Origin of the sequence: Rhodococcus sp. T2V (assembly GCF_029269925.1) — a bacterium.
GTDB classification, from domain to species: domain Bacteria; phylum Actinomycetota; class Actinomycetes; order Mycobacteriales; family Mycobacteriaceae; genus Rhodococcus_F; species Rhodococcus_F koreensis.
Genome location: NZ_JARJBD010000053.1, coordinates 1 through 12,973 on the forward strand (window position 1 = coordinate 1; position 12,973 = coordinate 12,973).

Consider the following 12,973-nt stretch of genomic DNA (forward strand, 5'->3'; position numbering starts at 1 on the left):
GGCGTGATGCCCGGTTGACGAAGATTTTCGAGGGCACCAGCGAGATCCAGATGCGGATCATCTCCGACGAACTGCTGGGGAGGGCGGCCGAATGAGTGCATCCACGATCGGCGATCGCACGGTGAGCGATGCCCGGCGAGTCTCCGAACTCGCACTGTCCCTGCCGGAATCGTCGTTGACGGGAATCGCCGTGGCGGGGCTGCTCGCCCCACGACCGGCGGCCGGAGCCATACGTGCGGGGCTGCAATGGAATTCGCAGTCTGCGGTGACGGATGATGACGTCGTCCGCGTCGAATCCGTCGTCACCCGGATCGAACAGTCGGCGGACGGAGCGGTTCTCGACCGCCACGTGCGGCTCGTCGACGACGGCGGGTCGGTCCGCGAGCAGGGTATCGAAACGTGGCGCCTGCCCGACCCCGCCGGCGTCCGATACGACCCGGCGGTGGACTTCTGCACCCCCGCCTGGGGAGAGGTTCTCCGCGAATCGCTCTCCGCCGACCCTGCCTTCGCGTCCGCGCTGGCGACGTGGGACGGCACGGTGGGCCTGCGCTGCACCGACGCCTCGGGCGGGGCCCGCGAGGTGCACCTGCGGATCTACCGCGGCCGGATCATCGACGTCGCGCGTCGCGTCCCCGGTGGGGCCACGTTCACGCTCGTCATCCCGGCCGTGACGTGGGTCGACCTGATGGTCGCCGAACACAACGACTTCATGCGCCGCGCGATCAGCGGTGAATTCTCCTCCAGCGGCGACGGGTACGAGTACCTGCGACTCACCAAGCCGCTCGACATCGTCATCGCCCATGCCCGCACCGCCGCACGTGAGTGGCAAAGCGTGTCGGGGCACACTTTGCCACTCACGTGCGGAAGGGAGGCCCGGTCGTGATCGAGGCCCGGTACCTGGAAATCGACGGCGCGCTCGGCTTCGTCGAAATCGTCACCCCCGACAATCGTCCGGACAGCGAGACACCCACCGTCCTGTGCCTGCACACCGCCGGGCAGAGCGGAGTCCAGTGGCGCCACGCCGCGTCCGCACTGGCAGACCGCGGCTATCGGGTGATCGTCCCCGACCTTCCGGGCCACGGGCGTTCCGAACCCGCCGTCGACGGCCCGATCACCAGCATCGTGGTGTTCGCGGACTGGCTCGGGAAGGTCCTCGACGCCCTCGCCGTCGAACGGCCGTTCGTCATGGGATGTTCCATCGGGGGCAAGCTGACCCTCGAACTCGCGACGCGTCCGTCCTGGCCCCTCGCCGGGGCGATCGCAATGGCGGCGGAGGCCGGTCCCGGCCGCGTCAACGTCGGCGGATTGCGCCGCGAACTCGAGGACGTCGCCGGACCCAGCCGCGCCGACCGCACGTACCTGGGCACCCTGGCGTCCATCGGGCGCTCCGTGCCCGAAGCGCAGGCCCGCCTGATCGCCACGATGCACAAGCGCGAGGATCCGGAGATCTCGTCCTCGGACCTCATCGCCTGGGGAACGCATGACGTGCGGGATCGTCTCGCCGACATCACCTGTCCCATCAGGCTCGTCGCCGGAGCGCAGGACCCGTGGATCCAGGCCGGCCTCGTCGAGCAGGCCGCAGCGAGAACCGAGGCTGCCCGTCCGGGATCGACGACGTTCACCCTGCTCGACGACATCGGTCACTACCCCATGGAGGAGATCGACGATTTCGCCTCGGTGACGGCCGGCTGGCTGTCCGAACTGCGCACTGCGGCGGTGCTCTCGTGACGGCGCACGACACGGCCACGCGCCGTGACACTCTCGCCGCACTGCTCGACGAACTCGTGACCGGCGACCCGGAGGCCCCCGCCACGATTGACGTCGTCGACGGCGAACCGCTCGTCAGCAGCCGCGCCGACCTTCGAGACCGCGTCGAGGCGCTGAAGTCGGAACTCGCCACGGTCGGTGTGCGCCGCGGACAGTGCGTGGCCGTGCTGCTCCCGAACTGGTCCGATGCACTCGTCTGGCAACTCGCCGCGTCGGCCGTCGGAGCACACGTCATCGGCGTGAACACCCGGTACAACACGCACGAGATCGCGCACATCCTCACCTCCGCCCGACCCGCGGTCGTGGCCGTGGCCGACCACTTCCACGGCCTCGACCTGTTCGGGCGACTCGGTGAGGCGCAGCAGTCCGTCGACCTCCCGGCACCGGCGGTCGCGGTAGTGCGCGGCCCCGCGGCCACGGGTGAGGCTCCCGATCCGACGCGGTTCGACCTCGGCGCCGGCGCCTGGACCGCGGGCAGCGCGGACACCGGCGGCGTCCGGGTGCCGGAGACACCCGACATGGCCACCACGACCGCCGCGGGCGAGCGGGCGGACCCCGGCGACCCGCTCGCAGTCGCATTCACCACGTCCGGCTCCACCGGCGTTCCGAAACTCGCGGCCCATCGGGAATCCGCGGTGGTCCGGCACGCCCGCGCCGATGCCGTCGTCCTCGGCGTCGAGCCCGGCGACGTCACGCTCTGTGTGCTGCCGGTGTCGGGAGTGTTCGGATTCAGCACAGCCCTGGCGACTCTCGCCGGCGGCGGCGCCCTGCTGATGGAACCCGTCTTCGACGCCGCGGCCACGCTGGGCCGCATGCAGTCGCTGAAGGTAACCCACGTGGTCGGCGGCGACGACCTCTTCACCCGTCTCCTGGACACGTGGCACGGGGGTGACCGCGCCGACCTGTCGTCGTTGAAGCGGCTCGGGATCGCCGACTTCCTCGGCCGTTCGCACGAGGTGGCCGCATGGGTCCGGGACGAATTCGACGCCGTCACCACGGGCGTCTTCGGCTCCTCCGAGGTGTTCGCCCTGATGCTGCTGTGGGATGTCACCGATCCGGAAGCCGTGCGCTGGAACGGCGGCGGGCGTCCGGTGGAACCCGCCATCGAGATCCGGATCGCCGACCCACTGGACGATTCCGTTCTCCCCGACGGCGAGCAAGGCGAGCTTCAGGTGCGCGGACCGAACGTCGTCGACGCGTACCTCGGCAATCCGGATGCGGCCGCGCAAGCATTCACGTCGGACGGGTGGTTCCGCAGCGGCGACCTCGCCGTCGCGACCGGAGACGGCGGCTACACCTACGTATGCCGGATGGGGGATGTACTTCGGCTGCGCGGATTCCTCGTGGATCCGGCCGAGATCGAGCACCGGATCGCCGAACACGACGGCGTCCACCTCACGAAGGTCGTGGGCATCACCGGGACCGGCGGATACACCGAAGCCGTTGCGTTCGTCGTCCCGGCCGAGAACGCCGACGTCGACGCCGCCGAGCTCAAGTCGTGGTGCGCAGAGTCGTTGGCGGCGTTCAAGGTTCCCGCCGCCGTGCACATGATCGAGGAAATGCCGACCACTGTGGGCGGTAACGGAGCCAAGATCCGAGCGGTCGAACTGCGCGAATGGGCGCAGCGCTGGACCGATCACGAAAGGGATTTCCGCAGTGCCTGAAAACTCGAACACGAAGGCGACCGATGTCGTCGTCTGTGAGCCCCTCCGCACCCCCGTCGGCCGATACGGCGGCCAGTTCACGGATGTTCCCGCCGCCGACCTGGGTGCCCGTGTGGTGTCCGAACTGCTCGATCGCACCGGCGTGGATCCGGGCAGCATCGACGACGTGATCTTCGGTCAGTGCTACCCGAACGGCGAGGCACCCGCCATCGGCCGCGTCGTGGCCCTCGATGCGGGCCTGCCGGTGACGGTTCCCGGTCAACAACTCGACCGTCGCTGCGGATCGGGTCTGCAGGCCGTGCTCGACGCAGCGATGCGGGTGCAGACGGGTATCGCCGAACTGGTGATCGCCGGCGGCGTGGAATCGATGAGCCGCGCCGAGTACTACACCGAGGCGATGCGCTGGGGAGCCAAGGGCGCCCCAGCAGCGCTCCACGACCGGCTCGCCCGCGGTCGCGTCACCGCAGGCGGACGCAACTACCCCGTCCCGGGCGGCATGCTCGAGACGGCGGAGAACCTGCGCCGCAAGTACCGGATCAGCCGCCGGGAACAGGACGAACTCGCGGTCAGCTCCCATCAGCGGGCGGTCGCCGCGATCGACTCGGGAAAGTTCGCCGAGGAGATCGTGCCAGTGGAAGTCCCGGTCCGCAAGGGTGATCCGCGGGTCGTCGACCGGGACGAGCATCCCCGGGCCGACACGACGGTCGAGTCACTCGCTCGGCTGCGACCCATCATGGGCGGCACCGACCCCGACGCGACCGTCACCGCAGGAAACGCCAGCGGACAGAACGACGGTGCGGCGGCCTGCCTCGTCACCAGCCGGGCGCAGGCGGAGCGGTCGGGGCTCCGGCCGCTCGCCCGCCTGGTCACCTGGGCGGTGGCGGGTGTGGAGCCGTCCGAGATGGGGATCGGACCGGTGCCGTCCACCGAGCGGGCCCTGAAACGCGCCGGGCTGACGCTCGCCGACATCGACCTCATCGAACTGAACGAGGCATTCGCGGCGCAGGCGCTGGCCGTCACGCGCGAATGGAATTTCGGTGCACAGGATTTCGCCCGCACCAACGTCAACGGTTCGGGAATCTCGCTCGGGCATCCCGTCGGCGCTACGGGAGTGCGGATCCTCACCACACTCCTGCGCGAGATGGACCGCCGCGGAGCCCGTTACGGCCTCGAGACGATGTGCATCGGCGGCGGCCAGGGCCTGACCGCGATCTTCGAGAGGATCTGACCACTCAGCTGTCGAGACCCCGGATCCAGTCGGTGAGCGCCCGCACAACCTGTGCGGGCGCTTCCGGCATCAGTGCATGGCTGGCGTTCGGGACGACGCTCACAGTGACCAATTCGCCGAACCGGTCCCGCAATTCGTTCGCCGTCTCGCGCGGCCGGAACGGGTCGAGAGCGGACTGCAGGTCGAGGATCGGCTGGTGCGCGACCGCCCACCATTCGTCCTTGGGTGTGGCGGCCGACGCGGCGAGCTGCCGCTTCGACACCTCCGGATACCAGCCGGTGAGCCATTCCGCCGGGTCGTTGCCCGGCGCGAAGAATCCGGTCTGCAGGTAGCCGATCCGCTCCGCGTCGGGCAGCGAGGAGTCCGAGCACTTCACCGCCAGCGCGGTCAGCGCGGCCGGGTAGTTGCGGGCGCCCGCCGCCGCGACGACGACGCCGCGCACCAGGTCCGGCCGGTCGGCGGCGAGCATCCGTGCGACGTAGTGCCCGAAGGCGTGACCGACGACGACGGCCGCGCCGTTGTCCTGTGCCTCGATCACCGCTCCGACGTCGGCGGCCAGGTCGTGCAGCGTGATGTCCTCCAGTGAACCCACGCTGCGGCCGATGCCGCGCGGCTGCGGACGGGAGACCCGGAACCCGTTGCGCGCAAGCCCACTCGCGACGTCGTCGTAGTCGTACGACTCTCGGCCGAGCGAGGGCAGCAGGATCACCGAGGGGCCGCTGCCCTCGACGACGACCTCGATCACGGCCGCCGCGGTGTGTACGAATTCCGTCGTCCGCGCTTCGGATGTGTTCGCCATGATGATTCCTCCACCAACGTCGAGACCCCGGGCGACGCGATCTCTCGCGTCGCCCGGGGGAATGGGCCGTGCCTCAGTCCGCGGCGGGATCGAGCGCGAAGTCGTAGGTGACGACCTTACGCCCGGTGTCGTCGAGCTGCGGAGCGAGGAGGAGTTCGGGCTTCGTTGCGCTCGCGACATCGTCGTCGATCCAGTCGCCGCCCGCGAAGTACAGCTGCGTGATGATCGGCTGCTTGCCCGGGGACGTCACCCGCAGGTGCAGGTGCGCCGGACGCCACGGGTGCCAGCCGGCGGACTCGATGAACTGACCGGTGGGGCCGTCGGTCGGGATCTGATACGGCGCAGGCTCGATGGTGGTGATCTCGTACCGACCCTCCGCGTCGGTGACGATCGTTCCGCGCAGGTTCCATTCGGGCAGGTGGGGAGCGAACTGCGAGTAATAGCCCTCGTCGTCGGCATGCCACAGCTCGATAACGGCGCCGCCGAGCCCGGTGCCGTCCAGGTCGGTGACCTGGCCCCGGAGAATGAGCGCGGTGTGTGCCCGGTCCTCGTCGCGCATCGGAAGTGTGCACTGCGCGGGGAGTTCCGGCGCTCCGGGGACGTAGTACGGTCCCTCGATGCTCCCCTTGGTGCCCTGGAGGTTCCGGGAGTTCACCTCTTCGATCTCGTGCTCGACGAACACGTCGAGGAGCAGCGGCCACTCGCCGCCCTCGCCGACGTCGATGAGCCATTGCTTGAGGACGCGGTACTCCGGGTAGGTGACGGCGTGCTTGTGGATCAGCGCGCTCAACCCGGCGAGCGCCTCGGTGGCGATGGCAGACAGGCGTTCCGGTGACGTGTCGGCGGTGAATCTGGCGCCCTTGAACTTGTCGGTGGCGGCGTTGCCGGAGCCGACCGCGGTGGGGCTTTCGGTGGTGGTCATGATTCTCCTGGGTCTCGAGGGGCTAGCTGCGGCCGAAATAGGAGACGTCGTCGTTGCCGATGAGGTCGGGCACGGTCCAGCCGTCGAGGTCGTACTCGGCCAGGCACTGCTCGGCCAGACCCTTCATCGAACTGACCGTGCCGCGGTTTTCGGCGAACATCAGCAGTTCGGCCTTCACACCCTCGTGGTTGCCGGCGTAGTTGCGCTCGTACAGCTCGTGGCGGCCACCGAACTCGCTGCCCACCGAATCCCACAGGGCCTTCATGATCTTCACCCGCTCGACGGCGGGCATGCCCTCGGAGCCGCGGACGTACTTGTCCAGATACGGCCGGACCTCGGGGCTCTTGAAGTCCGCCGACGACGACGGCAGGTAGATCAGGCCCGACGCGACGTCCTGCTCGATGATCTCCTTGATCCGCGGGTACCCCTGCTGCATGAACATCCGGTACGTGAGGCCGTATTCGAGCTTGGGGATGACGGTGTCTCCCACCCACGGCTCGGGGTCGCGGATCATCGATTCGGTCAACGACCAGAACAGGTTTCGCCAGCCGATCACTTCACCGACGCGGGTCTGCACACCGCGGAACCCGCCGGCGCCGGTGGCGTCGAGGGCCTTCATCAGCAGACCGGCGATGAAGTCGAGCTTCACGGCCAGTCGCGTGCACCCCTGCAGGGTGAAGCGGGGCAGGAACCCGGACTGCGGGAAGAAGGCATTGATCTTGTCCACATCGCCGTACATGAAGACGTTCTCCCACGGCACCAGCACCTTGTCGAAGACGAAGATGGTGTCGTTCTCGTCCATCCGCGACGACAGCGGGTAGTCGAACGGGCTGCCCATCACCGCGGCCTGCTGGGTATAGGACGTGCGGCAGATCAGCTTCACGCCCGGTGCATCCATCGGGACGGTGCAGATGAGCGCGAATTCCTTCTTCTTGATCGGCAGCCCGTAGTGGGCGATGAAGTTGTAGTTGGTGATCGCGGATCCGGTGGCCACGACCTTCGCGCCGGAGACGATGAGGCCGGCGTCGGTTTCCTTCTCCACCTTCATGAACACGTCGCCGACCTCGTCCGGCGGGAGCTGCCGGTCGACGGGCGGGTTGATGATGGCGTGGTTCCAGTACAAGACCTTTTCCTGCGATTCCTTGTACCAGCGCTCGGCGTTGTCCTGGAACGGCGAATACAGTTCCTTGTTGGCGTGCAGGGTGCCGAGGAACGAGGCCTTGTAGTCGGGGGAGCGACCCATCCAGCCGTACGTCATGCGTGCCCAGGTGGCGATGGCGTCGCGGTCCTTCAGGAGGTCGTCCGACGTCTTGGACGCACGGAAGAACGGCATCGTCACGCCGCCGTTGCCGGTGTCGGTGGGTGTCGTCAGGGTGTCGACGTGCTCGCCGGTGTGCATCGCGTCGTAGAGGCGGGCGGTCATCCGGACGGGGTTCCGGAACGCCGGGTGCGTCGTGACGTCCTTCACCCGTTCCCCGTGCAGCCAGATCTCGCGGTCGTCGCGCAGCGACTCGATGTACTCGTCACCGGTCATCGGTCGCGATGCGAAGTTGGCGGTGCGGTTCGCTTCACAGTCCGCAGCGACATTGACCTTGCTGCGGTCGGCGGGGGCTTCGGTGGTGGTCATGGTGTTCCCTTCGTGATGATGGGTCGGGGGCTGTTCGTCAGGACGCAGCGCGCGCGAGCTGCGGGTGAACCGGGGTGAATGACGCGGCGGCGTCGAACCACCCGCTGTGGGGGTCGTCGAGGCAGCCGTTCCACGCGGTGGTGCCGGACGCGGCCCCGAGATCATGGAAGGTGCTGCGGTAGAACAGTAGTGGGTCCTTGTCCGAGTCGACGGACGCGTCGACGATCTCGCCGATGAAGATGACGTGATCACCGCCGTCGTAGGAGGCCCAGGGCGCGCAGGTCAGGGTCGCCGCGTTGCCGGACAGCGCGGGAGCGATGCCGGAGTCCTCCCACACCGGTTCCGTCCGTTGTGGTTTGCCTGCGAAATGCATCGCGGTGTCGAGCTGATCGGCGGCCAGAATGTTCACCGCGAACGGCGCGTCACTCAGGTAGCTGCACGCCTTCGACTTCCGGGTCAACGTCACCTGGCACAGCCGAGGTTCCATCGAGATCGCGGTGAACGCGGTGACGGTGGCCCCGTGCGGCTTGCCGTCGGAGTTGGCGCACGTGATCACGGTGACGCCACTGGCGAACTGGCCGAAAATGTTACGGAGAGTGCGCTGATCCATTTTTCGTGACCGCCTTTCTGCACGATTCGTGCGATCACCCCTGCGTTTGGGGCACCTGCATAACGTATGACGGGCATCACAGTCCGTCGATCCGCAATGCGAACCGCCGATCCGGAACGCGAAACGGGATTGGCAGAGGCGCGGCACAGGGCCTTGCAGTGACGTGTGTCACAGGCGATGCTAGGGTCGGGAGTTGCTCGGACGACGCCGAAGCGCGAGGTGAGAGGTCTGGACGTACGTATGCGAGGACGGTTGGAGGGCCCCGGTTTCACCGACTGGGACGAGGTTCACGAGGTGGTCGCGGACGCGTACTTCCCTCATGAACTGCGTCCGCTGTCGCGTGACAACGCCGCGCGGTCGTCGCTGGAATCGTCCGACGTGGGGGCGTCGCGGCTCGCCCGGATCGGATTCGGGGCAGCCGTGGCCATCGAGTCCGACCATCCCGGCGCGTACGGCATCAACATCCCCCTGACCGGTCGCATCGTGTCCGTCACCGGCGGCACGGAAGTGACGTCGACGCCGGGACTCGCGACCATCTGCCCGCCCGACACCCGGACCGTGATCACCGACTGGAGCAGTTCCTGCGAGATCATCGGCTTCAAGGTGGACCGGAACTACCTGCAGCGGGAGATGGACCGCGTGCTCGCCCGGCCGGGGCAGGTGTTGCCGCGGCAACTCGACCTGCGCGCGGGCGCCGGAGCGGAGTGGCTCAGGCTCGTCCGTTCCATCGCCGACCAGGCATTGCACGACAGCGTCCTCCTGCGCAGCGAGATGGTGTCGCAGCAATTGTGCGGTGCCCTGACCACCGCTCTCGTGCTCACCGCGATGCCGGACGACGACACCGGCTCGTCGGGAGTCCGCCCCCGCATCGTCAAGCGGGTCATCGACGCGATCCACGAGGATCCTGCACGCCCCTGGACGGCCGGCGAGATGGCCGAACTCGTCGGCGTGAGCGTCCGGCGCATGCAGCAGGGGTTCCGCGAGTACGTGGGGATGACGCCGATGGAGTTCCTCGTCGACGTGCGCCTCGAACGTGTGCACGCAGATCTGACCGGAAGCGACTCCTGTGCAACCGTTTCCGAAGTCGCCACCCGCTGGGGGATCATGCACACCGGCAGATTCGCCGCCGCGTACCGCCGGAAGTACGGTGTGACGCCGTCCGAGTCGCTGCGGGAGCGCGGGCACTGACTGGTTCGGTGGGGAGGTCGAGTTCAGAAGCGCGCCCAACTGGACTGCTGACGACGGCCGCGCCACGTCGTGGGCCCTGGGTTTCACTGCAAAGTTTCCCTTTATCCGTCTGGCTTGCAATGGTTCTTGCGTACCGACTTTTGTTCTTCCTCGGCCTGGGCGTGTATATCTACGCGCCTGTCGGCTCTGAGCGGCTCATGTAGCTCGCCGGTGTCGATGCGATCGGCCGCCGGAGTTCGAGATCCGAAACTTGTCGGACCCTCGCGATAGTATTCGCACATGAATTCGACTGGGGGGTCGGTGGGGAGCCGGGTGGCGGAGCATCTGTCGATGCTCGCTGCCGCGGTGGACGGGTTGCTCGCAGCCGGGCTGGCCGAGCTGTCGGACGGCGAGGTGGTCGAGGTGATGCGCGGGGTGGAGCTGTCCCTTCGCCGCACGGAGGCGATCTCCCACCGATTGGTGGTGGAGACCGTGGAGCGCTCGGTCCCGGCGAGTCTGGGATATTCGTCGCCGAAGAAGCTGCTGATCGAGGCGCTCCGGATCTCGGGCGCGGACGCGTCCGCTCGGGTCACCGCCGCTTGTGAGCTGGGGGTGTGGCACACCCTGGCGGGCGATCCGATGCCACCCGTCCTGCCGGAAACCGCTGCGGCACAGAGTGACGGCGACATCGGAGCTGATCATGTGCGGGCGATCGCGAAAGTGATGCGCAAGATTCCCCACGCCGTCGGCAACGATGCGGTAGCCGACGCCGAGGCCGTGCTGGCCACGTTGGCGCGAAGCGCTACTCCTGAGGACGTGGAGCAGGCCGGGCACCGGCTGCTCGCACACCTGAATCCGGACGGAAACCTCGGCGACGACCGCGACCGGAAACGCAGACGCGGCATTTCCATCGGCCGTCAGGACACCGAACTGATGTCGAGAATCTCCGGTGAACTCGACCCCGTCGCGCGGGCGATGCTCGATCCGATCCTCGCGAAATGGGCCCGGCCGGGGATGAACAATCCGGACGATCCCGGATCTCCGACCGGCGACGGAGAGGACGCGTCGATCGATCGAGACGTGCTGGCGGCGGCTGCCGCTCGTGATACCCGCACCGCGGCGCAGCGCAATCACGACGCGTTCAGTGCGATGTTCCGGACGCTGCTCGAGTCGGGCGTGCTCGGCCGGCACCGCGGCCTGCCCACGACGGTGATCGTCACCATGACCCTCGAGCAGTTGGAGAAGGCGGCAGGCGGGCTGGCCACGACGGCCACCGGTGGCCTGCTCCCGATCGAGGACGCACTGGCCCTGGCCGAGAAAGCGCACCCGGTGCTCGCACTGTTCGACCATGCGGGTCGTCCGCTGCACCTGGGTCGACGGCGTCGCCTGGCCAGTGCCGACCAGCGACTCGCGCTGATCGCGGCAGACGGGGGCTGCACCCGGCCGGGGTGTTCGGCGCCGGCAAGCCTGTGTGCGGTGCACCATGTCACGGACTGGAACAAGGGCGGGCGCACCGACATCGAAGGTCTGGCCCTGGTCTGCGACGCATGCCATGCCCAGGTCAACGACGGAGCGGCCGGCTGGGCGACGAGGTCCGCGCCCGCGCATTCCAAACACGCGGGCCGGACCGAATGGATCCCACCGCCGCACATCGACCCCACCCGAAGACCGCGCATCAACCACCGGCATCATCCTGGTGAGTTGATCAAGAATGCGCGAGGAGAGGCCCGGGCGCCGTGACACCACGCTGTCACCTACCCCGGACCCGATGCGACCGTGTCGGCTCCTCCTCGACGATCCGAGGCATCAAATCGAAATGCCCCGGATCCACGAGGGAACCGATCGGCGCACCGTCGCCCGGCCACCAATGACCGGCAGTAGCGTTACAGCACATGTTCGGTACTGTGCTCGACGCGAGCCGCCACACCGACAGCATTCTCGAGCAATTCTCGGGATGCCACTCTCACCCACAGTCCACCAGCAGGTGCCGGGGACCCCGCAGGACCGGGTTGGGCCGGTAGGGCGGCGGATCCTCGACGAGCCGCGGATTCGGGAGGCGGCGAATGAGTTCGGTGAGCGCCATCTGCCCTTCGAGGCGAGCGAGGGGAGCGCCGAAGCAACTGTGGATGCCGCTGCCCAGACCGACGTGCTGGTTGTCTTCGCGGTCGGGGACGAACCGGTCTGCGTCGACGAAGCGTTCCGGATCGCGATTGGCCGACGCCAAGGCCAGGACGAGCGGCGACCCCTTCGGAACGGTGACGCCGTCGATCTCGATGTCGACGATCGGCGTTCGCTGGCCCAGCAGATGCACCGGCGGTTCGAAGCGGAGCAATTCCTCCACAGCCTGCGGCATCAACTCCGGTTCCGCGCGAAGCCGCTCGAGAACATCGGGATTGCGCAGCAGGGTCAGCATGCCGTTGGTGATGAGGTTGACGGTCGTCTCGTGCCCGGCGATGAACAGCAGGATGGAGTTGGTGACCAACTCGACGGTGTTCAACTGGCCGTCGGGCCCCGAATCGTTGGCCAGCCCCGACAGCATGTCGTCGCCGGGATTGCGGCGACGGTCCTCGATGAGACCGGCCATGAACATGGCCATTTCCATCTGGGCCTGCTGTGCCGCCTTCACCTGCTCGTTGTCGGCGCTGGTGCGCCGCGGGTCGATGGCCGCCACCAACGCGTCGGCCCAGGCGTGGAACCGGGGTTCCTCCTCGTGAGGCACCCCGAGCAGACGGCAGATGACGGAGACGGGGAAGGGGTACGCGAAGTCGTCGACGATGTCGATGCGACTCTTCCCGTCGAGCCCGTCGACGAGACTTGTGACGAGTTCTGCGAGTTCGCCACGCATGGAGTCGATCCGGTCGGGGCTGTGCGGCGGACCGAACTGTCGCGTCGTCAATCGGCGCAACCGATCGTGCTCGGGCGGATCGAGTTTGAGGAAGGACTCCGGCCCGTCGCCGGCGCGATCCGCCCCGGGAAGCCCCGGCCCCCGGTTGTGCAGGTCGGAGCTGATCCTCGGATCGTGCAGAAGCGCCATCACGTCGTAGTACCGGCCGACGAGGAAGGAACCGTTGTCCTGCGGCGCCACCCGCGTCTCACGAAGTTCCTCGTACAGCGGATACGGATTCGGCCGGTTCGCCTGGTCGGTGATCCGCTCGAACAACTGAGCACGCGACATGGACACTCTCCCTG

General features: G+C 67.9%; 12 protein-coding genes. 7 read left to right on the forward strand and 5 right to left on the reverse strand.

Annotated elements, in window-relative coordinates; all coding sequences use genetic code 11:
- The 5 genes from P3H15_RS33630 to P3H15_RS33650 all read left to right on the forward strand — a co-directional run.
- A partial coding sequence (locus tag P3H15_RS33630; RefSeq protein WP_276141249.1) for an acyl-CoA dehydrogenase family protein occupies positions 1-95 on the forward strand: 95 nt, incomplete at its 5' end.
- On the forward strand, positions 92-883 hold the full coding sequence (locus tag P3H15_RS33635; protein WP_276141196.1) for a hypothetical protein: 792 nt from the start codon (positions 92-94) through the stop codon (positions 881-883). The genes P3H15_RS33630 and P3H15_RS33635, both read left to right, overlap by 4 nt.
- Positions 880-1,728, forward strand: coding sequence for an alpha/beta fold hydrolase (locus P3H15_RS33640; RefSeq protein WP_276141197.1), 849 nt, complete (start codon positions 880-882; stop codon positions 1,726-1,728). Before P3H15_RS33635 ends, P3H15_RS33640 begins: the two co-directional genes overlap by 4 nt.
- Positions 1,725-3,431, forward strand: a complete 1,707-nt coding sequence (locus P3H15_RS33645; protein ID WP_276141198.1) for an AMP-binding protein — start codon at positions 1,725-1,727, stop codon at positions 3,429-3,431. Before P3H15_RS33640 ends, P3H15_RS33645 begins: the two co-directional genes overlap by 4 nt.
- Positions 3,424-4,659 carry an acetyl-CoA C-acetyltransferase gene (locus P3H15_RS33650; protein WP_276141199.1) on the forward strand — a complete coding sequence of 412 codons (1,236 nt, stop codon included), beginning with the start codon at positions 3,424-3,426 and terminating at the stop codon, positions 4,657-4,659. The genes P3H15_RS33645 and P3H15_RS33650 overlap by 8 nt, the downstream gene beginning before the upstream one ends.
- 4 nt (positions 4,660-4,663) lie before the next feature.
- Here the strand turns inward: P3H15_RS33650 and P3H15_RS33655 are convergent, their stop codons facing one another.
- The 4 genes from P3H15_RS33655 to P3H15_RS33670 all read right to left on the reverse strand — a co-directional run bounded on the left by P3H15_RS33655 (position 4,664) and on the right by P3H15_RS33670 (position 8,617).
- Positions 4,664-5,458, reverse strand: a complete 795-nt coding sequence (locus P3H15_RS33655) for an alpha/beta fold hydrolase (protein WP_276141200.1) — start codon at positions 5,456-5,458, stop codon at positions 4,664-4,666.
- 73 nt (positions 5,459-5,531) lie between these two features.
- Positions 5,532-6,380, reverse strand: a complete 849-nt coding sequence (gene catA / locus P3H15_RS33660) for a catechol 1,2-dioxygenase (RefSeq protein WP_276141201.1) — start codon at positions 6,378-6,380, stop codon at positions 5,532-5,534.
- A 22-nt stretch (positions 6,381-6,402) separates the two neighbouring features.
- On the reverse strand, positions 6,403-8,007 hold the full coding sequence (locus tag P3H15_RS33665; RefSeq protein ID WP_276141202.1) for a 4-hydroxyphenylacetate 3-hydroxylase family protein: 1,605 nt from the start codon (positions 8,005-8,007) through the stop codon (positions 6,403-6,405).
- 37 nt (positions 8,008-8,044) lie between these two features.
- Positions 8,045-8,617 carry a flavin reductase family protein gene (locus tag P3H15_RS33670; RefSeq protein ID WP_276141203.1) on the reverse strand — a complete coding sequence of 191 codons (573 nt, stop codon included), beginning with the start codon at positions 8,615-8,617 and terminating at the stop codon, positions 8,045-8,047.
- A gap of 240 nt (positions 8,618-8,857) precedes the next feature.
- Between P3H15_RS33670 and P3H15_RS33675 the strand changes: the two genes are divergently transcribed.
- Both P3H15_RS33675 and P3H15_RS33680 read left to right on the forward strand, forming a co-directional pair.
- Positions 8,858-9,805 (forward strand): AraC family transcriptional regulator, encoded by a 948-nt coding sequence (locus P3H15_RS33675; protein ID WP_276141204.1) that lies wholly within the window; start codon positions 8,858-8,860, stop codon positions 9,803-9,805.
- A 279-nt stretch (positions 9,806-10,084) separates the two neighbouring features.
- Positions 10,085-11,524, forward strand: a complete 1,440-nt coding sequence (locus P3H15_RS33680) for an HNH endonuclease signature motif containing protein (RefSeq protein WP_276141205.1) — start codon at positions 10,085-10,087, stop codon at positions 11,522-11,524.
- Positions 11,525-11,747: 223 nt separating this feature from the next.
- Here the strand turns inward: P3H15_RS33680 and P3H15_RS33685 are convergent, their stop codons facing one another.
- A complete protein-coding gene (locus P3H15_RS33685; protein ID WP_276141206.1) occupies positions 11,748-12,959 on the reverse strand; it encodes a cytochrome P450 in 1,212 nt (403 codons plus the stop codon).
- Between the last annotated feature and the right edge of the window lie 14 nt (positions 12,960-12,973).